Origin of the sequence: Amaricoccus tamworthensis (genome assembly GCF_049800875.1) — a bacterium.
Classification (GTDB): Bacteria; Pseudomonadota; Alphaproteobacteria; order Rhodobacterales; family Rhodobacteraceae; genus Amaricoccus; species Amaricoccus tamworthensis.
The window spans coordinates 25,540-44,669 of record NZ_JBNAFV010000004.1 but is presented as its reverse complement, the minus strand read 5'-3'; the positions used below and the strand labels follow the sequence as shown (position 1 = coordinate 44,669).

The following is a 19,130-nucleotide window of genomic DNA, read 5'->3' as shown; positions in this document are numbered from 1 at the left end:
AACCACGTCTAACCTTCTCTGGGCCTACGAAGAACATCGGCCAAAGACAAGTGCAACTGGCACGCAGTTATTTCCTTTCAAAACCGTATCTTATTCCTTCACCACGAAGCTCAAGAACACGTGCGCCTTCGTCGGTCATAGGATTGGGAAGCATTTCTATTTTTGTCTGGGCTGGTTCTGCAACATGACTGACATATGCGATCTTGTATTGAACGCCACTACGCACACGAGCCGCCAATCGCGCTGCTCTTACTTCAGTTTCCCCTATTTCAAAAGATTGAGGGTCATCCACACTAGCTTTGACCTCAATCTGCCAGATCTGGTTCCTGTAAGAGACCTCAAAATCATAACCGAGCCCATCGTTCCCATCTCGATCAGTTATTAATGCTCCGTTCTCCGAAACCCATGCCGAGTCGATATCCTGTTTGTTGAGGATACGCTTCAGCCAATGGTAAACGACCATCTCGCCCAGACGACCGATCAGTTCAGCCTTCTCCTCAGGGACACGAGGTCGCCGCCCCTTCTTTTTTTCGCTGTTCCGGTCGCGTCCAGGCTTGGGCGTATGGTTACCGTGCTGAACCTTTTCCAAGTCAGCAGACGAGCTTAAGGCGCTGCCCAGAACCTCAGCTGAAAGCGACTGCTGCAGTTCATCGGACAGAGAAAAAAGATCGACCTCTATCGGATCAATCAGTTTCCCGTTGAATTCAACTAGGCGCGCCTCGCGCTTGCGCTCTTCTTTCGCTTCCCGAGCCTTCACGCTCTCGTCCTTAACGTCATCGTCGGAAAGCTCAAGCTCTTTGAGGTCAAGTGAATGGTGCATACCGACAGGCCAAAGATCCAGAATCTGAAGCCATTTCGCAGCCGAAGTGTCATCAAGCATGCGAAAATCCAACACACCAATACTATCCAGCCGTTTACGGAGATCCTCGACCCCGTCTTTCTCGATCAAAGTGTCAAGGCGCCTCTCTGGTTGGAATTTTGCGCACCAAGCGCGAAGAATTGGCAGTGCTCTCCGAATGAAGTCAGAAAGGAATTTCCGATTATGGTCACGGACCTGTACTAGGGTTGAAGGCTTCGTCACCTGATCGCCTAGCGGCGGCGCACCTTGAAGATCGAGCCACGCGTTCACCAATGCTTCCATCTCCGAGTTAGGAGGCTCCTTGAACCGAAGAAGCCAAGTCGGATCTGGTTTCAGTGTGCGAATAGCGTCTCGGGTCACTGCGTAGTCATCCACGGGCTGCATCAAATTCAGCTTTTCTGCGTAAGCCGAAAGCAGGCACTCAGTGATTTCGATCTCACGCTGCCGTAAGAAATTCTCAAGACACCAGCTATGTTGTTCGGGATATGTCTCGGGTTCCAAGCCAACAGCATTTAAGCTCTTATTGAATTCAGCGAAATCAAGACCAAGGCCTTCTCGGAAATCTCCCGGACCCAACGCAGTGCGACAGACCAGCAACAGTTCGCCGACATCGATGGAGGTCCGAAGAAGCAATTTCGTCAGTGTGGCCCGCAGCAGCCCTTCATCCTTAATCGTTTGGTCAAGTTCCTTATCGAACGCTTCGATCGTAGAATGGCCCGCAACATGGTAGAGAACGGCACGTATCCAAGGCGCTTGGCGTTCAAGGCCTGCATTCAGCGTAGTAGTTGCAGCCGTCGTCGATGAGGCGGAAAGTTGCAGAAGTTCGGCCATGCGTCCGACATCTATTCCGGGATATGCTTGCGTATCGTCAAGCGGAACGTCGCGGCTGATGTGAGCTAGGAGTAACCTGAGATGTGGAGCGAGAGCACGCTGTCCCAAAGCCTCACAGATCGCAGGGATACACCGATCGACGAGCTCCCAGTTCCACTCCTCACCACTCCCCACGAGAATAACGGACTGCCCATTTTCAGCAGTCAGACTAAAGGCTTGAGAGGCTATTTGCTCCGGCGAGATGCCAATTCCGTCGACAACGAAGCCTAACGTAGATGCTTTCGCGAGACTTATTCGTTCAAGTTTCGCCAGTAGTTCAGAACGGTCGGATGGAAGGCGTTGCGCATCAGTACCGATGAGGGCTTCTATCGCGACTGCCAGCATAGGCCGAAAGATTGGGCAAACCTCGAGGATTGGGGTCTTCTTCGCGTCATCGATAGAATTTCCATCAGCACGAAGCGTGTAATCGACACGGGACATGCGTCTGATACGCGCACCATAGAACGCCTCGAAGAGCTCTCCAGTTCGTTCCGGCTCGCTCTCCTTCAATTGAAAGAACGCTTGCCCACTGGCAGCTAGGAGACCCGCATCGCTTTCCCTTTCGGTGTCGCAGATATATACGATTTCGCCCTGACTTTCGTCCTCGTCAAACATGTTCACAGATACTCTACTGTTCTGTTTTTGAACTAAGATCTCCACAGGAACTACGGTTTCGTGCGGATCTTCAGTGCTGTCTTCTACGCGCGCGAGGAACTGCCTCCATGTTCGAAAATAAAGGTTAAGCAATCGTGGTCTGAAATGATCGTCAAGTCCCTCACTACTGAAATGCTCTGCGAGGAAAGCAAGCTGATCAGCCAAAGTGTCAGGGTCGCCGAGAATGCGAAGGCCCGCTCGTTCCTGTAATTTCTGGAAGAGGTCACTCCCTGATCGCTCGAGTATTCGCCTGACTTCTCGAACTGGTCTCGGAAGGTATGACAGAAATCGTTCGCCGTCGGCATCGTTCAACCAGACATCAGATGGCGCAGCAGCTACTTGGCCAAGGTCAGAGTGCCCAAAATCCTCTACTGGCAACCAGTTTGACGAGCGTAGGAACGCCGCAAGCGGTGTAGGCCAGTTTCGGCGATCCGCCCAACGCGAAAAGTGATGGTGAACTTCAAGCTCCCACGCTAGCTCCGATGGTTTCGCCAACCAATCAAGGATCAGTTGGGCGTACAGAGTCTTGCACGCGGGCGAAAAGGAATCCACGTCAGCTTGGCCAGGCAGCCAGTGAATTTCGCCATCGATCACGTATTCTGTGGTAGATGGAAGATTGAGGAGCGACGGATCCGAAGACCTGATGCTCTCCTGCCAAACTTCGCCGAATGCTTGCGGCATCCCATAGTCTTCAACAAATGAAAAGCTTCTGATCTCGTTTGCTCGGAACCGGTTTTTCTTCGATGATTTTCGCTCGAGCCTAATGCCACTTTCAACCCCAAGCTCGGATAAAAACTCCACCCAATCTTCGATCTGCTTGTTCCGAAAAGCTAGATGATCAGGCGCTGCCAGTCGGCGAGAGGACAAAGCAACCAGGTCAGGAATATTCGGCGGAGCGGCATCAAGGAAATTCTGGAGCAGCCTCCCCGAGGTTCGGCTGGGCCATCCTTCCGAGAACACAGCTTCTCTTGCCTCGATGTATCGACCGTCAAGTGTCGGCACCCGAAACCGGTGTTGAGGTTGCAATCGAAAAGATCGATTGGCTGCGCGGGGCTGGCGCCACAAATGAAACGCCCAACGCAAGCCGCCCTTGAGAACTTCTTTGTTGCGCTCATTTCGCAGTGTTCGAGAAAGATGCGCGAGTATTGCTTCGCGATCAAACTCCTCCACGAGTTTGTGCTTTTCGAGATAAGCACGTGTCCCGGTCAGTTCCCGATGCCAAGGATAAGTGCTCGACAAGAAACCGAAACGCTCAGAAAGTTTCTTTGGCGGATCGATTTCTAGGTCTTCATCCGTATCTGACCTGCGCGGGTCGGGAGGAGAAAATATTGCCGTCTCAAGTTTGCGACGCCTGCGTGACGGCCGCGAACTCCGTTCTACTTCAGGTGGTGGCAACATGGCAGCGTGAAGTTGGCCGTCGTCTCCAATCAGCACAGAAAGCCCCGCTAAGAGATTTCCGTCACTCCCCATGAAATCTGGAATCTGTAAGAAATACTCCTGCCAACTGGCCTTGGCAGTTCGGCTATTTTTGTAGAGACTTTTGGCCACGGTTTCAACAAAACGCGCACGTTCTTCTCCACCGGGCTCTCCAGCGTAGCCTTCAGCAGTGTTTGAGAGATAGCGGTCCAAGCGATCTTGCCGGGATGCTATCGAGTGCCAGATCGGCCAAACACCAAGAGCCGCCGCGAAGTACGCCGCCTCATTGGCAGAGAACGTACCGCTATTGTCCGGCCATAAACGCGAGAATTTCGGCGGCTTCCATGTCAAGACAAGGCCATGGGGCCCCGTTTCCGAACACGGGACAATTGGAGCGTCATCAAATTCCTCACATCCAAAGACTTCTGCCAACTTGAGCGCAACAACTTCCGCCAGATTTTCGTCGGCCTCCAGACTTCCAACCTTCTCCCAGCACATGAAGTCTGCAACAGCTGCGGAGCGTTCATCATCTGTAAGCCAGTTCGAGATCATACCAGCCGGGTCCATGACGATCTGATACACCGCCTCGGATACTAGGCCTGTCGCTTCCTCCAATAAAACCGCGTTCAAGCGATTTCGTGCGTTCAGGTGTTTTCGGTTCGACGAAGGGAAGAAACTGCCGTGCAGATATCCTTGAAAAGGAGCTTCAGCCTGCTCGCCCATCGGCAGATATGTGTAAAGCCGCGATGTTTCGACCGGCGCATCGAGCCGGACCGCGATCGCAACATCACCTGCTCCAGTCCACCTTTCCCAATGCTCGCTTAATTCCTTTTGCGAAATTGCCTCTGCGATGGCTTCCTTCATGACACGCTCTGCAACGGCACGGCGCGCGACGAGTAACGTCCCCGCGGCTCCAAGATTCACTCGAGAAAGGGCAATGTCCCCAATCTCTTTTGTCTCTTCTGAGCGTTTGAACTTGAACTCTGTTTCAGTTTCTCCGTCCACGCCCAAAATCCGAAACTTCAATGATTGGACACGATCCAGAAAAAGGAGCATCGGAACCTGCTGAGCACGAAGTTCCTCGATTTCTCGCCTAACTGTATCCTGAGCAGCCGCATTGCGGAGCGGTAGCTCGATGAGAGTTGAGAAATTGTCGCCAGCATAAGCGCGAACTGCGTCGTTTTGCTTATCCTGCCATACTGGAATATGAAAGATTGGCAGGTCTCGTGTCGCTAGTTCACGATGCCGCAGATCATCGATAAGTGTCCGGTAATCCGCCGCGCCGGCAAAGCCAAAACAAAAACCAGAAAAACTGTCTTGTCTCGGAGCGTCAGTTTGCTGGGAATAGATTCTCGGCGTGTCTGTGATCTGTACGACACTCCGAAAGCCAAGGCCCTTGTTTCCGATCGACTCGCCCAATGGCTTCCGAGAGAGGCCGATGTTGCAAAGATCCTTCACATTCTCTGAGGCGAAAGCCCGGCCAGTGTTAGCAACGAAGAGCGTCCCTTCAGCCTCATAACGCAAATCAAGCGTTATCTCGATTCGACCGTCCCGCGTCTGTATCGGATGAGCATCGTAGGCGTTTTGAATTAGTTCGATCAAAAAGCGGTCGCGATAGTCCGAAGCAACGTTAGCCGTCAGGCTCGCATTGCTTTTGTAGACCTCGTCCAAGTACTCGCCATTATCGCCGATAGTTCCCCGAAAGCCACGGATTTTGTCGGCCGCTAGCATCTCGATCATGGATCGATGCGGAGCAAGCGCTGTGCCTTCCATTTGGCCTTCGGGCTGCTCGACGGCAGGCGAGTGGTGGGGCATAATCTTAGACCTCTGTCGAAGTCTTGACACAATCGTTTGGCACAGCGGCCTGACGGTCAAGAGTTAAAATCCACGGCTCTCCTGAAGGCCGGGGAAAATTTCCTTCATCTGCACCGAGCATCATCAAAGCGGTTCCGAATGGTAGCTTCGTACTCAGCTGCTTTCTCCTTCCTGGATGCCAGCTTTCCAGGCATCGGAACCCGCTTGGCGCGCCATCGCCACCTCGGCGAAGCGTCCCGCCAACTCACGGTCCCCAATTCGGACGGCGTAAACTTTCTTGCGCATCGCGGTGTGGGTATCGATTTTGAAAATCGCTGCCACGGGCACGACATACTCGGCCGTTTCATAGGCAAAAAACTCGGGTATGTCAGGATCGTGAGACTCCCACCACAACGGCCCCACCTCTTTCCGACTGGCCAACTTACGCTTTGTCAGCTCGGCTTGGACAGCTGAATGCAATCGGGACGCATCCGCATGTTCTGGGTCGCGCGCCAAAACCCGATTTGCATTTGCCATCCGATCCTTGAGCGTCTTCAACGAGTCGTGGTGCAATTCGGACAATATTTTCTCAATATTCATCTGCTCTCATTTCTCGTAGGGCACACAGCGTATTCACCAGCTGCATTTGCTGAACAGTGTTACACTTCGCCTCGCGCAAGCGCGGTGAGCCGAAGACCAAGGCCAGGCCCTTGGCACGCGACACCGCCACATTGATACGGTTGAGCGAAAACAGAAACTCCACGCCTCGCGATGTCTCTTCGGCAGAAGATGCCGTCATTGAGACAAGGCATACTGGTGCTTCCTGCCCCTGAAACTTGTCGACCGTCCCGACCCGAATGCCATCGGGAAGTGCATCTTGGAGGGCATTCACCTGAGCGTTGTATGGGGCGACGACGATGATATCCGTCTCCTGCATTGGACGGCGCGAGCCGTCCTTCTCCGTCCAGCTTCCGCCAAGTAACTCAGTGACGGTTTCTCCAATTTCGGCGACTTCTTCCTGTGCGATCTGTGCATTACCCTCATGAGAGACCGGAACCCAGAAAGCTCCGGCGTTCGGGAACGCCGTGCCTGTCACGCACTGGTGAGCCGTATCAGGATGACTGGTCAGTCGGCCTTCATACACCTGTTCCGAAATGAACTGACAGACATCAGGGTGCATGCGTCGCGATACGGGGAGGAAGATGCCCTGGTCGGCTGGAACCGTCGCATGCTCACCGAGCATCCAATCCAGGCACGACAGGTTCGCAGGCTCGGGATGTGCTCCTTGAATGACCTGCGGCAACTGGCGTGGGTCGCCCACAAGCACGATGTTTCGCGCGGCACGCCCCATGGCGGCCATGTTGGCAAGTCCGACCTGGCCTGCCTCGTCCACGAACAGCCAATCAAAGGCCTGAACATTTTCGTCGCGCGAGAAGAACCACGCGGTGCCGCCCACGACATGCCCGCCGTTGGCGGCCTCTGCGTTGTCGGTCGTACGATGAACATCGCAATCTTCGGGATAACCATCCTCGCTGCCAGAAATCTTGTGCACGAGTTCGAGATTGATCGGCAGGTCTTCGTCTTCCAACGCTGAAAGACAGCCCATCAGCACATTCCTGATAGCCTCGTGGCTGTTGGATGCGACGCCGACGCGATGGCCCTTGCGCACCAAAGACAGGATCGCGCGTGCACTCACATAGGTCTTGCCGGTACCAGGTGGCCCCTGAATCGGCAGGACCGTTCCATCCATGTCATTCACCACGGCAATAGTGCCCGCTACAGGTTCTGCCCCGCCCAAAAGATCGCCTCGTGGGCCAGAGCCCAGACGCGGTGAAGCGCGAGACAGCAGGTCGTCCACCGCCGTGTACCGGCGCGCGCCGCACTGATCGGCGATCACATCGCGCAAAGCACCGGCAATGACACCCGTCTGGATCGGCCAATCTGGATGCAGCGTCAGTTGATCCGCCAAGAGGTCGGCCTTGCCTGGACCTGCTTTGACCGTGATCTGGCGGGCGCGGCGATCCATGGTCTCGATTCCGACCGTTGTCGGGGGACTGTCGAACACCGGAACCGTCGCCTTCTTACCGCTCCGCAGTTTCGTTTCCTGTTCGGGATAGGTGTATCGGCGCGCAAAGGATCGCTTGACGGGTTCGACAGGGCCCGCTGCCACAAGCCCGCCAAGCGCATCGAGATCGTCGAGCAGATCATCTTCGTCCTTCGCAGCGCTATCGAATACGGCCCATTGCGCGGGCTTCACCTCGCGGCTGTGAAAAACGCCGAGGTTGAACAACATATCCTGCCGCGCCTCCGGCAAACCTGATGCTGCCAGCAGGTTGCGCAGAGCTTGCGTATCGGCGTCCTCTTCGACCTCTTTATCACCTGCATCCGGGGCAAGTGTCGGCCAAGGGCCAGCAGGCCGGATTCCGACCAGCCAGTCGCGCAATTCCTCGGTCGAGATACAGTCAACGCGGTTGTAATCCTCGATCTCGTCCAGAATCTGCTGGTCCTGCGTTTCGCGCCAGCGCTCATATGCCACGACCGAGCCACCCGCCGTCTTGACCTCACCGTCGCGCTTGCGGTCGTAAAATGCCTCCATCGATTTGATGGAATAGTTCGGTTCCGATCCGATCAACCCGCCGCGTACTACGGCGAACAAATCGACAAAGCGGCGTTCCCTTAGCAGCCGGTCGAGGAAAGCCTCACCGATCCCATATTTCGTGGTCAGGCGTTTGAGCGCTGTGATCTCGTATGGCGCGTAGTGATAGATGCGCGCAGTCGGATACTGCGTGATCCTCGCGCGAAAGAACGCCAGCAAGTCGGACAATGCCCGCGCCTCGGCATCGTGGTCATGGGCCCAGAAAGCCTGGAACTGCCCGTCGAACCAGATGCCGTGCAGATATTCGAGGCCGCCCTCGTAATGCGGATCGCCTTCGATGTCATAGAACAGGTCGCCGGGCTGGGGTTCAGGCAGGAGGTCGAAGCCTTTGCCTGGCTCCAGTGCCCGCAGTTCGAAATCTGGCTCCCCGGTTTTGCGGGCCTGCTGCAGACGGGCTTGAGTGACCAAACGGGCCTGGGTGTTTTCGGCCATTCCGCGCACTGGGTGATCCAACGTCGAGAGAGCCTCCAATGTGTGAACACCCGCTGTTTCTAGCTTTTTCACCTGACCACGACTGATGTTGGCGACATTGAACAAGCTGTCTTCGGCGTGCCAGACGCTGTTGCAATGTTCGGCCCAGCGGCACAGGCCGCAATCAGCACATGGCACCGGGCGGGTCGGCTGTGGGTCAGCGACGAAGGCTTCCAGCCGCGCGCGCGCCATCCGCGCATAAGCAGAGTAGTCCGCCAGGCGCAGCGTCGCGCGCGTGCCGTCTCCCAATTCGACATGCGCAAACTCGGGCACCACCCCCTGAATTTCCGCCAGCAGATCGGAATACAGCACCAGTTGAAGCACATGTTTGGGATCGGCCCGACGTTTCAGCTTGGTGTCGGCCACCTCGTAGCTTAACGGTCCGAGCGCTGAGGGGGTCTCAACACGCTCCAGGAAGTCGGACCAGCCGCCCCAATTCCCCGACAGAAACGCGCCCTGAAACACCACACCCGGACCAGCGGCGAGCGCCGCGCGTGTGGCTTCGGCATTTTCGCCAAGTTTGCCGCGCTCGATTTCCATGACCGTGCGCCCGGCCTCCTTGAGGCGAGCAAGATGCGCCGCCTCATGCGCATCGCCCTGCTTTTGCAAAAGCGCTGCGTCTTCGGTGTCTTCGCTCGGCTCCGGGCCGGTTCCGCGCATATGCGCCAAATCAAGGATGGTCGCATGTGCGCAGCCTGTGAAGCGCATAAGATCCGTGGCGGAGAACAGGGTATTTGCGCCTATAGATTTCACATTTGCATTCCAAATTACTGAGCGAAAAAGAGCGGGCTAGGCGCGGATGATGCGCAAACCCTTCGGCGATACCAATGATGCCCGTTTGCCTTTCCCGGTCATTCGCAGCGAAAACCCCTCAGAAACAAGCTCCGCCGCTTCGTCCAAGCTTTTTACAAATACTGCATTTTCGGCATGATGCTTTGTCGCTCCGAATTTCGGGTCGCCAAGACAGTAGCCTTTCGTTCCGAGTTCAGGTTCTTCAGCTATACCACCGCGCGGAGCAGTACGTTCAATACGAATTACCTTTCCCGTCATTCCATTTTCCTTTCAGGTTGAAATCTATCTTTGAGAATCACCTCGACAGACCGCAAGGTCATCAATACCGTTTGAGGGTGTCAATTTCTGACATGGAGATCAAATGTCTTTTGCAAAAGCGCAGGATTTGCTTCGCTTTGCCCAGATGGCGGCGTCCCGCCGGGGAGGTGTCAGCCTTGAGGACATCTGCGCCGAGTTTGATGTTTCGCATCGCACTGCTCAACGGATGACTGAGGCTCTCGAAGCAACTTTCGTGAACGTTTCGACCGCAGACGATGCGGAAAGACGGCGTTACTGGCGGATGGACGCCCCCTTGCCAGACCGACTGCAGCCCCGGCAGGAAACGGCGATCGAAGCGCTGGAAATCGCGACACGTACCGCGCGCGATGAAGGGCGAATACGGCACTCACGCGCTCTGGAGGATCTCCGCGACGGGCTGTTGGCGCGATTGAATCCAAGGGACGCGCTTCGGTCGGAAGCCGATGCAGAGGCAGTGCTGGCTGGATTGGGACAAGTCACGCGCCCAGGCCCTACCGTCACACTGAAGCCTTCTGTGACGGATGCTGTCATCGAAGCGCTGCGCGGGCCGTTCCGGCTGCGCGTCTGCTATGGCCTTCAGGGGGCTGCGCCGCGTGTGATCGAACCGCATGGCATGCTGCTGGGGCACCGCAGCTATCTCGTCGCGCGCCAACCCTCGCGTGGAGAAGACATCCTGAACTTCCGCATGGATCGGATTCATGAGGCGGAGGTACTGAACGAAAGCTTCCAACTGGCCTCGGGTTTCTCCCTAGAGACCTACGCCTCTCAGGCGTTTGGTGTCTATCAAGACCCTGAACAATATGGCGAAGTCGTGTGGCGCTTCTCACCGGAAGCCGCTGAGCGTGCCGCCGAATTCCTTTTCCACCCGACGCAAGTTGTCGAACCTCAGGACGATGGCAGCCTGGTTGTCAGGTTTAAGGCAGCGGGCTGGCTGGAAATGGCATGGCACCTTTATCAATGGGGCGACAAGGTAGACGTATTGGCGCCAGCAGGATTGCGCGAATTGATTGCGGGCCACCAGAGGTCGGATTTCGACGCTCTGCCATGACGATATCGAACAGGAATTCGCTATGAAGAACGGTCTCGACCATGCAGCCTTGAAGGCAAAACAACGCGCCATTCGCGAAGGCTTTCCCGAAACCATGGGACTGCGCGCTCATCGTGCCATCAGTTGGGTTGGCCGTGCAGAAGCCTGCGGAGAGGATGATGATGCACGCTTTATTTTCCTCTGGATCGCATTCAACGCCGCATATGCCGACGAGCAGGAGTTTAAAGCGATCGCCCCGGGAGAACGCGCTGCTTTCGTCGAATACTTCGGTCGGCTCGTCGCTCTTGATCAAGACCAACGAATCTACAAGGCACTGTGGCAACAGTTTTCAGGCCCGGTTCGGATGCTCATGGAAAACCGGTATGTCTTCAATCCTTTCTGGCAATACCACAATGGGATTGATGAGTTCGAGGATTGGGAGGATCGCTTTGTCACCTCGTCCCGCTCCTTTGCATCGTCATTCCAAACGGGCGACAGTGCACGCGTCCTGAGCTTTGTCTTCGACCGATTGTATGTCCTGCGTAATCAGCTCGTTCATGGAGGATCAACCTGGAACAGCGATGTGAACCGGGCGCAGGTTCGGGACGGTGCTGAAATCCTTGGGTTTCTGATGCCTTTATTCATCGACATCATGATGGACAATCCAAATGAAAACTGGGGTATCCCATTTTATCCGGTGGTAGCCTAGTCGCCTTCGCGCATGTACATTGACGCGAGCGTTTAGAGGCCGCTTCGTCGCCAGCAATGCGCGTCGTTGGGCGCTTTTGTGCGCGCTCTAAACGAGCCCACCCTTGGAACACCCTCACAATGATCTGATTTTCCGACCAACGCTACATACACCGTCCAGCACGCACGCGATCTTTGACATGTTATTTTTCTTGAAAGAACGCCGATCGCCGCCCCTGCTTTTCAAAATACTTCAGCTTAAAATTAGACGCTTCATGTACAACTTGGCGCCAACTGTTGCAGCCGTATTTCGATGGAGTTTGCTCGGGATTCCGTGCAGCTATCCATCTACCGGCCTCGTCGACACATGCCCACCCGTCGACCGACAGAACCGAAAATGCCTCCCTTAGCGCTATGACAACGCCACTATGCTCCGATTCCAGCGCCTGGTCTTCGGAAACACTGTTGAATACCTTATCTCTAAATGCCTCAGATTGGACCACTTCAGACAACATCCTGCGCATTCGAATCATATCCTTTGCCCACTCCGACAGCTGCTGGAAATGATCTTCGATACGGTTGAGCGACACGCTCAAGGACTCTTTAGCCACAACGCAACCATCCACACTTTGCATGTCAAAGTGGTCGAAAAAGTGATGAACCAAATCGTTGCGCAAGGCTACAAGCTCTTTGAGTTCCTGATTTATTCGCGCAAATTCCGAAGCTGGAAGGCTCAATTGCGTCCCTAGGGCAATCCAAGCGTCATCTTCAGCCAAGCTTGAGGATGTATCTTGGGGTGCCCTTTCGTCACTGGGAACGACATAAGAACCGATAAGTTCACCAACCAGCGAACCAAGTGTCTTACGTGCGGTTTCCTCCGCTCTCGCCGCTCGAACTTGCTCTATGCTGTGGGCTGGCCCTGATACTTTGTGATCTGCCACGATAGCTTTAATGAGCCGCTCGTATTGTTGAAGCCGCAGTATGCACTTTCCCAGAAAAAGCTGGACCTCTTTCTGGTGCGCGTCCAGCTCGCGTTCTAGCGATACATCCATTTAAAGCACCTAGTCAAAATAACCTGCCCAGCCAACATAACATCGACATTACAGATGATCCCACTTTTGTTTTCGGCCAGATGGTTGTCACTAGACATTTGCAAACCCCACCCGGACAAGCCTGAGAGGTTTGATAGTGATACCTACTCAGCTTCTAATTCTAACAATCGCGCATATGCTTCGCTAAATTCTCGCGCCTGCACAAACACCTCCGTTCGCTCCTGATCCTGGCAACGGAAGTACCGCTCGACATCGGTAAAATACGTCTCCGCATCGCGCCTCAACAGGTCAGCATATGCCCACACGTCGTCAGCATTGGTCGGCATCCAAGGCGGCGCAGGCGGCAGGCAAGTGCCCGCAATCGCGGCAGAACCCCAGCCAAGAACGATCATTACCACCCATGTTTGTTTCAAAAGCGCCATATTAACTTGGCTCAGCCACTCCGTTGCAGTAAATTTGTTTCAACGCATGAAGGGCGCGCTAACACAAATTGCAGCCATTGATTGCAAGATTATAATATTGTATCGGTTCGGTAGTCCATGAGGGACTGCCGGGCTAATGCACAATTCTGCAAGGCTCGATCCTATGAATTTGATGCAAGACGCCCCTAATGTTGTCAGTGAAGACGGGCTGCGCACACTACTTGCCGAGGGTCATTCGGCGGATGTTGTGTGCCGAGTTACGCCCAAACGTACAGGTGCTCAGTGGTCCGGAGTTTGGACCGTGCATTGCGTCTCGCCTGATGGCGAGACGCGCCGCCTGCTCGTCACTGCACGCAACAACATGGCTGCCCGAGAGTTCAAGACAATCAACGGCTTGTCCAGCTTCCTTGCGGGGCTGGGCGTCTCGATCGTTTCGATCCCCATGCTCGAAGGCAAGGTTGCCTCGCACAAATTGGACGACGCGGGCTAAGCCACTTGCCGTCCTCGCAGCATTCCTTGCTGCACCCGCCTATTCTGAAGGCTTCGTACTTTCCATGCGGGCCGATGGCCAGCTGGAGACCAAAGCTCCCCAATCAGGTTTTGCACAGAGCTATGTCGACGGGATTGGCGCAACCCCACCAGAGTTGATCGTTTTCACAGCGCCTGAACCTGAACCGACTTCATCTGCGCCCGCCCGCGCTGTTCCCCGCCCCGAAATTCTCGCCGCACTTGAAAGCACCGCGCATCGTTATGGCGGGCACCCTGCACTGCGCCGCGCCGGCCTCTCGGTGACGGAGTGGCGGGCGCTCTTCCAAGCCAATATCGAGATCGAAAGCGCCTATCGCCCGAATGCACGCAGTTCTGCAGGTGCGATTGGCCTCGGACAGTTGATGCCAGCGACGGCCGCAGAACTCGGCGTGGATCCGCATGACTGGCAGGCAAACCTCGATGGCTCTGCCCGTTACCTTCTGATGATGTTGGCGCAGTTCGGCACACCCGAACTCGCGCTCGCTGCCTATAACGCCGGACCAGACGCGGTCGCGCGCTATGGCGGCATTCCTCCCTACCGAGAAACCCAAAATCACGTGCGCCGGGTCACGGCCGTGCGTGACCGACTGACTGGAGCCTCCTGATGCACATTCATTTCCGCACGATCCTGTCGCTGGCTCTGGTCAGCTTGATGATTGCCAACCCCGCGCTCGCGCAAAGTATCGACCTCTCACCGGTGCAGAACCTTCTCCAAGGCATCGTCGACACGATCACCGGTCCCTTAGGTATTGTCATCGGCACCCTGGCCCTGATCGGTGTGTTCCTCTCTTGGCTCTTCGGCATTCTGGATTTCCGCCAAGCCCTTTGGGTGCTGGTTGCCATTGCAGGCATCGCAGCTGCGCCGACCATCGTGACAGCCATCTGGGGCGCGTAACTCCGACATGGCAACGCAAACCCGCCTCTTCCTGGGCCTGATCCGGCCGCCAAAGCTCATCGGCTTGCCGATCATGTATGCCATGGTTTGGCTCTTCGGGTTTGTGTTGCTGTTTCTTTGGGTTCAAAGCTGGCCGGTGATCATCATCGCCGCTCTGGCCTATCCCGCGCTTTGGAAAGCGGCAGATTGGGATCCGGCCTTTCTTGAGGTGATGGTCACCGCTCTGCAGGAAACGCCCCCGACGTCAAATCGAAAGATCCATTCGGGGGACAGCTATGCTCCATAACCCCTCGGATGATCTTGCGATCCTGCCGGACTGGGCGCGCAAAGAGCGCCCGATGGCCAGCATGCTGCCCTATGTCAGCCTCGTGAATGACGTGACGATCCGCACGCGCGGCAATGCCCTGTTCCAGTGCATTCGCCTTGATGGCGTCAACAGCATGACCAGCGATGACGCGCATCTGGAGAAGATCCGCGCGCTCTTCGCGGCGATCATTGCGCAGATTGGGCCAGAGTACAGTTTCTACGTCCACAAGGTTTCAAAAGCGATCGAGACCACCTTGCCACCAGTGCCCAAAGAGGGGTTTGCCCAGGCCCTGCACAGCCGTTGGCAAATGGCAATGGCGCGGGCAGGCCTGCGGGACAAGACTCTCACGCTCACGGTACTGAAACGTCCGCCCCTCGGCGCGCGGCTGCGCTTCAAACGTTCAGACTCCATCGCACAGATGAAGGACCAAACAGCCAAACAACTGCGCAAGCTCGAGGAGGTCGTCGGGTTTTTGCTGTCGTCTTTTGCGGAAATGAACCCACATCTGCTTGGGGCCGAAAGCGGCGAGCTACTCGGGTTCCTTGGGGCGCTCAACATCGGCCAAGAGCGGCCGCTCTTCGCAAAATCGCGCTTTGGCGTCATTGCCGAAGATGTAGCCAACACGCGCGTCACGTTTCAGGGGCGTGGCTTTACGCTCGACGATGGGATGGCGGGCAAGCGTTTTGGCACCAGCTTTGCAATCAAGACCTATCCCGCCAAAACCAACTGCACCATGTTCGATGAGCTGAACCTGCCCGTCGACATGGTTGTCACTCATTCCTTCACGCCGATCAACAGCAACATCATGGCCAGCCGGATCAAACGGCAACAGCGCTTGATGAAAGCAAGCGATGATGGCGCGATATCCCTTGCGGAAGAACTGGTCGACGCGCTGGACGATCTGGAATCCAAGCGGCTGAGCTTTGGCGATCATCACATGACGGTCACAATCTTTGCAGAGACCGAAGAAAAGCTGGAGGCCATTGCAGCCGAGGTGCGCAACATCGCGGCCAGTGAAGGCGTAAATCTGGTGAATGAGAGCTTCGCGGCTCGGACCCATTATTTCGCTCAGCATCCTGGCAACGGGCAAATGCGTAGCCGTAAGGCCGCCATCACGAATACGAACTTTGCCGACCTCGCAGCGCTGCATCGCGGTCAACTGGGCAAACCCGGACACAAAGTGCCTTGGGGCAAGCCGATCACCCTGTTTCCAACGCCTGAACGCTCGGGTTTCCTGTTCAATTACCACGAGACAGGTCAGCCGGACAAAGAGCCGACCGGTGGACACACATTGATCCTCGGCCGTCCTGGCTCCGGAAAATCGGTGTTGTCAGCCTTCCTCATGACCCAAGCCCGGCGCTGCGACGCACGCGTATTCGTGTTCGACTATCGCGCGGGCATGGAAATGGCCGTACGCGCCAATGGCGGCCGCTACAGCGCTATCAAAGCGGGCGAGGCAACCGGTCTCAACCCGCTCCGCACAGAAATCGACGGGCGCGGGCAAGCCTGGCTTTCTGATTGGTTGGCCACCCTTTTGCATCGCTCCGACAAGCCCCTGAGCCCGGTCCAGATCAACCGCATTCAGGAAGTGGTGCGCCAGAACGCAGGAGCCAGCGATGCCGCCCTTCGCAATTGGCAGGATTTGGCCTCCCTCTTTGTGGCGGGGGCAGATGAAGGGGATCTGTTCGAACGGATACAGGAATGGACCGCTGATGGCCGCTACGGTTGGATTTTCGGGCAAAGCTCTGAGGATACCTTTTCGCTCGATGGTGATGTCGTGGGATTCGACCTGACCGGCATTCTCGACAGCGAGAGCGAGAAGGAACGCATGGCGGTCCTGTCCTACCTGTTTCGGCGGGTGGAGCGTGTTATCGAGGATCGCAAGCCGACGTTGATCATCATCGATGAGGCCTGGAAAGCACTCGACAATCCCTATTTCGCAGACCGGCTGAGCAACTGGCTGGTCACGGCACGCAAACAGAACGCGGTTGTCGTGATGATGACCCAATACGCAAGCCAGCTTGAGAAAACCCGCACCGGCAAAACGATTGTCGAGGCTGTGCCAACGCAGCTCCTGCTTCCCAACATACGCGCCTCGGCCAGTGATTACGCCATGTTGGGCCTTTCTGAAAAAGAGCTCAGCGTTCTGTTCAGCACGGGCAGCAACTCCCGTTTGGCGCTGGTGCGCGACGACCAAGGTTCGGTGGTGATCGACGCTGATCTAAGCGCGCTTGGCCCTTACCTCACGATCCTTGGCGGCATGGAAAAAGGCGAGGCGCTGGTCGGCGCAGATTATCGCCCAAACCCCGATTTTTGGAGACAGATTGATGCGTAGACTTTGCGTGCTGACCCTCGCCCTTTTGACCCTGACAGCCTGCGCGGAATACCGGCCGTCCGAAGCTGAATGCTTCAACTCCTTTGCAGAGGTCAGCCGCAGCAACTGCAATTTCGAGCTACTCGGGCCGATTGGTGGCCTGGGTGAGTAAGCACCGCCTGCATATCTTTGCGGGCTTGGTCTGTTTCGCCGCGCCATTGGCCCATGCCCAAGGCGTGCCCACATTTGATGCGGGCATGTTCTTTCAGCGCGAGCGCGTGTTGCAGCAGGGCGAACAAGATCTGGCGCTGCAGCGGGATCGTTTGACCAAAGAGGAAGAGCTTGAAGAGCTCGAGCAAGCACAACTCAAGGCACTGGAAGACATCCTCGATGCCACGACGTTGGCCAGCGGGAATTCCGGCCCACTTGTCGCGAGTTTGGAAGCTGGTTCATCACCTGAAAGCGCTGCAGAGACGCTCTATGGTCCGATCGACCCAAACCCCGGCGCGGGCCAGATGTTCGGCGATGCCTCGGGCTCCATCGAACAGCTGATCATTCGCGCCGCGCAAGAAACGCACCACATATCTGGCGTGCGCGCAGCGGGCCTGTCGCCCAAGCAATGGCGCTGCCTGTTGCAAGCGCTGATCTGGCAGGAAAGCCGCTTCACCATCGGCGCGCGCTCCCCCGTGGGCGCGTTCGGCCTCACCCAGATTATGCCCGGCACGGCGCAGGATCTCGGGATTTACCCGGCCTATTACGAAAACCCTTACATCCAGGTCACCGGTGGCGCGCGCTATCTGGCGCAGATGCTGACCATGTTTGACGGCAACATCATTCACGGGCTCGCGGCCTACAATGCCGGTCCCGGCAACGTGCAGCGCTACGGCGGCGTGCCGCCATTTGCCGAGACCCAACACTACGTTCAGGTCATCCCCGAACGCTACAATCTCTACCTTGCCCGCGTGGGTGGCGTCGACGCGCTTGGCACCATTGATCCGGTTTTGCTCGCCAACTCCACGATGAGCCTGACCTCTTTCGGCGCAGGCGTCTATGGCGACTACTCACTGGTCTCGGTGCAAGCGGCCGCCCTGCGCGTGCAGGACATCATCACCCGCATTGGCGAAACCGACGACATTCACGCGGCCATGTCGCTCAACACCTATGCGCGGGCCGAACTCGCCCGCCTGATCGCCATCCGCACGCGCCTCAAGGCCGCCCATACCCGCCCGCTCAGCGCGGCAGAGCTGGCCATGGCGGCCGCGCAGGCCCGCGAACAAGACTTCATGCAATTCGATCTGGAGGCACTCCGATGATCCGTTTTCTATCCACCGTTGCCACTTGCGCGTTGCTGGTTGCCTCGCCCTTGTCTGCCCAAGGTGTCCCCACAGTCGATACACGCAACATCGCGCAGGAAATTCGCCAGCTGCAGCAGATGCTGGAGGACTTCGGGATCCAGACCGATCAGCTCGACACACTTCTCGAACAACTCGACCTGGTGCAACAGCAACTCGACACGCTCAATGAGACCTATGCCGCGCTGACCGGCGCGACAGACATCATCGAGATGGCCATGGGCGAAGACCTAGACGGCCTCCTCGATCAGGAATTCGGCGATCTTCTTGGCACCATCCGGCAAATCCAGAACGGCGATTTCAGCGGCCTGATTGGCAATGCAGGCCCTCAGATGGAAGGACGCATGACGCAAGCCTTGGAGGACGCAGGTTTTGACCAAGACAGCCTGTCCGACATGGCCAGCAGTGGCAATCCAGGGGCGGAGCGCATTGCCAGTCAGGCAGGCACCGGGGCCGTCATGTCTGCAGCCGCTGAAAACAGCTATGAAGAGGCCGCGCAATCCTTCGAACGGGTCGAACAGCTAGTCTCATTGATCCCGGACATGGAAACGCTCAAGGAGGCTGTCGATCACAACACACGCGTTACAGCCGAACTGGCGATTGCCATGACGCGCATGTGGGAACTCGAAGCCATACAGACCGTCGGCGCGGGCCAATCCGGCGTGGTGGATGCCGCCACGCTGGCCGAAGAACGCCGCTACATGGACTTTACCCTTCCAGACCTGCGTGCGGACTGA

At 56.5% G+C, this 19,130-nt stretch carries 16 protein-coding genes; 10 read left to right on the top strand and 6 right to left on the bottom strand.

From position 1 onward, the window contains the following. Nucleotides 1-67 precede the first annotated feature (67 nt). From ACP15P_RS09180 to ACP15P_RS09165, 4 genes are all read right to left on the bottom strand, one after another. Entirely contained in the window at nucleotides 68-5,572 is a 5,505-nt protein-coding gene (locus ACP15P_RS09180) for a sacsin N-terminal ATP-binding-like domain-containing protein (protein WP_424928155.1), read from the bottom strand. A 195-nt stretch (nucleotides 5,573-5,767) separates the two neighbouring features. Then, nucleotides 5,768-6,193, bottom strand: coding sequence for a hypothetical protein (locus ACP15P_RS09175; protein WP_424928154.1), 426 nt, complete (start codon nucleotides 6,191-6,193; stop codon nucleotides 5,768-5,770). After that, the gene (locus tag ACP15P_RS09170; RefSeq protein WP_424928153.1) at nucleotides 6,183-9,473 is read right to left on the bottom strand and encodes a TM0106 family RecB-like putative nuclease; all 3,291 of its coding nucleotides are present in this window, start codon (nucleotides 9,471-9,473) and stop codon (nucleotides 6,183-6,185) included. The genes ACP15P_RS09175 and ACP15P_RS09170 overlap by 11 nt, the downstream gene beginning before the upstream one ends. Before the next feature lie 36 nt (nucleotides 9,474-9,509). After that, entirely contained in the window at nucleotides 9,510-9,770 is a 261-nt protein-coding gene (locus tag ACP15P_RS09165; protein WP_424928152.1) for a hypothetical protein, read from the bottom strand. 103 nt (nucleotides 9,771-9,873) lie between these two features. Between ACP15P_RS09165 and ACP15P_RS09160 the strand changes: the two genes are divergently transcribed. Both ACP15P_RS09160 and ACP15P_RS09155 read left to right on the top strand, forming a co-directional pair. Further along, on the top strand, nucleotides 9,874-10,857 hold the full coding sequence (locus ACP15P_RS09160; protein ID WP_424928151.1) for a helix-turn-helix transcriptional regulator: 984 nt from the start codon (nucleotides 9,874-9,876) through the stop codon (nucleotides 10,855-10,857). Between the two features lie 22 nt (nucleotides 10,858-10,879). Continuing rightward, nucleotides 10,880-11,545 (top strand): hypothetical protein, encoded by a 666-nt coding sequence (locus ACP15P_RS09155; protein WP_424928150.1) that lies wholly within the window; start codon nucleotides 10,880-10,882, stop codon nucleotides 11,543-11,545. Between the two features lie 181 nt (nucleotides 11,546-11,726). On the opposite strand, the gene ACP15P_RS09150 is transcribed toward ACP15P_RS09155, so the two are convergent. Together ACP15P_RS09150 and ACP15P_RS09145 are read right to left on the bottom strand one after the other, a co-directional pair. Then, the gene (locus tag ACP15P_RS09150; RefSeq protein ID WP_424928149.1) at nucleotides 11,727-12,575 is read right to left on the bottom strand and encodes an OST-HTH/LOTUS domain-containing protein; all 849 of its coding nucleotides are present in this window, start codon (nucleotides 12,573-12,575) and stop codon (nucleotides 11,727-11,729) included. A gap of 143 nt (nucleotides 12,576-12,718) precedes the next feature. Beyond that, on the bottom strand, nucleotides 12,719-12,997 hold the full coding sequence (locus ACP15P_RS09145; protein ID WP_424928148.1) for a hypothetical protein: 279 nt from the start codon (nucleotides 12,995-12,997) through the stop codon (nucleotides 12,719-12,721). Between the two features lie 136 nt (nucleotides 12,998-13,133). Here ACP15P_RS09145 and ACP15P_RS09140 point away from each other — a divergent pair, with 136 nt between their 5' ends. The 8 genes from ACP15P_RS09140 to ACP15P_RS09105 all read left to right on the top strand — a co-directional run bounded on the left by ACP15P_RS09140 (nucleotide 13,134) and on the right by ACP15P_RS09105 (nucleotide 19,130). Next, a complete protein-coding gene (locus ACP15P_RS09140; RefSeq protein ID WP_283379843.1) occupies nucleotides 13,134-13,487 on the top strand; it encodes a hypothetical protein in 354 nt (117 codons plus the stop codon). A 64-nt stretch (nucleotides 13,488-13,551) separates the two neighbouring features. Continuing rightward, nucleotides 13,552-14,130 (top strand): lytic transglycosylase domain-containing protein, encoded by a 579-nt coding sequence (locus tag ACP15P_RS09135; protein WP_424928388.1) that lies wholly within the window; start codon nucleotides 13,552-13,554, stop codon nucleotides 14,128-14,130. Beyond that, entirely contained in the window at nucleotides 14,130-14,420 is a 291-nt protein-coding gene (locus tag ACP15P_RS09130; RefSeq protein ID WP_424928147.1) for a TrbC/VirB2 family type IV secretion system protein, read from the top strand. The genes ACP15P_RS09135 and ACP15P_RS09130 overlap by 1 nt, the downstream gene beginning before the upstream one ends. A 7-nt stretch (nucleotides 14,421-14,427) precedes the next feature. Then, entirely contained in the window at nucleotides 14,428-14,706 is a 279-nt protein-coding gene (locus ACP15P_RS09125; protein WP_348487738.1) for a VirB3 family type IV secretion system protein, read from the top strand. Further along, the gene (locus ACP15P_RS09120) at nucleotides 14,696-17,062 is read left to right on the top strand and encodes a VirB4 family type IV secretion/conjugal transfer ATPase (protein WP_424928146.1); all 2,367 of its coding nucleotides are present in this window, start codon (nucleotides 14,696-14,698) and stop codon (nucleotides 17,060-17,062) included. The genes ACP15P_RS09125 and ACP15P_RS09120 overlap by 11 nt, the downstream gene beginning before the upstream one ends. Continuing rightward, nucleotides 17,055-17,213 (top strand): hypothetical protein, encoded by a 159-nt coding sequence (locus tag ACP15P_RS09115; protein ID WP_424928145.1) that lies wholly within the window; start codon nucleotides 17,055-17,057, stop codon nucleotides 17,211-17,213. The genes ACP15P_RS09120 and ACP15P_RS09115 overlap by 8 nt, the downstream gene beginning before the upstream one ends. Further along, a complete protein-coding gene (locus ACP15P_RS09110) occupies nucleotides 17,206-18,354 on the top strand; it encodes a lytic transglycosylase domain-containing protein (protein ID WP_424928144.1) in 1,149 nt (382 codons plus the stop codon). Before ACP15P_RS09115 ends, ACP15P_RS09110 begins: the two co-directional genes overlap by 8 nt. Continuing rightward, a complete protein-coding gene (locus tag ACP15P_RS09105) occupies nucleotides 18,351-19,130 on the top strand; it encodes a type IV secretion system protein (protein ID WP_424928143.1) in 780 nt (259 codons plus the stop codon). Before ACP15P_RS09110 ends, ACP15P_RS09105 begins: the two co-directional genes overlap by 4 nt.

Coding starts and splice junctions, on each gene's coding strand:
- ACP15P_RS09155 (WP_424928150.1), top strand. CDS start 10,880: ATGAAGAACGGTCTCGACCATGCAGCCTTGAAGGCAAAACAACGCGCC.
- ACP15P_RS09150 (WP_424928149.1), bottom strand. CDS start 12,575: ATGGATGTATCGCTAGAACGCGAGCTGGACGCGCACCAGAAAGAGGTC.
- ACP15P_RS09165 (WP_424928152.1), bottom strand. CDS start 9,770: ATGACGGGAAAGGTAATTCGTATTGAACGTACTGCTCCGCGCGGTGGT.
- ACP15P_RS09145 (WP_424928148.1), bottom strand. CDS start 12,997: ATGGCGCTTTTGAAACAAACATGGGTGGTAATGATCGTTCTTGGCTGG.
- ACP15P_RS09130 (WP_424928147.1), top strand. CDS start 14,130: ATGCACATTCATTTCCGCACGATCCTGTCGCTGGCTCTGGTCAGCTTG.
- ACP15P_RS09180 (WP_424928155.1), bottom strand. CDS start 5,572: ATGGAAGGCACAGCGCTTGCTCCGCATCGATCCATGATCGAGATGCTA.
- ACP15P_RS09115 (WP_424928145.1), top strand. CDS start 17,055: ATGCGTAGACTTTGCGTGCTGACCCTCGCCCTTTTGACCCTGACAGCC.
- ACP15P_RS09120 (WP_424928146.1), top strand. CDS start 14,696: ATGCTCCATAACCCCTCGGATGATCTTGCGATCCTGCCGGACTGGGCG.
- ACP15P_RS09160 (WP_424928151.1), top strand. CDS start 9,874: ATGTCTTTTGCAAAAGCGCAGGATTTGCTTCGCTTTGCCCAGATGGCG.
- ACP15P_RS09175 (WP_424928154.1), bottom strand. CDS start 6,193: ATGAATATTGAGAAAATATTGTCCGAATTGCACCACGACTCGTTGAAG.
- ACP15P_RS09125 (WP_348487738.1), top strand. CDS start 14,428: ATGGCAACGCAAACCCGCCTCTTCCTGGGCCTGATCCGGCCGCCAAAG.
- ACP15P_RS09135 (WP_424928388.1), top strand. CDS start 13,552: ATGCGGGCCGATGGCCAGCTGGAGACCAAAGCTCCCCAATCAGGTTTT.
- ACP15P_RS09140 (WP_283379843.1), top strand. CDS start 13,134: ATGCACAATTCTGCAAGGCTCGATCCTATGAATTTGATGCAAGACGCC.
- ACP15P_RS09105 (WP_424928143.1), top strand. CDS start 18,351: ATGATCCGTTTTCTATCCACCGTTGCCACTTGCGCGTTGCTGGTTGCC.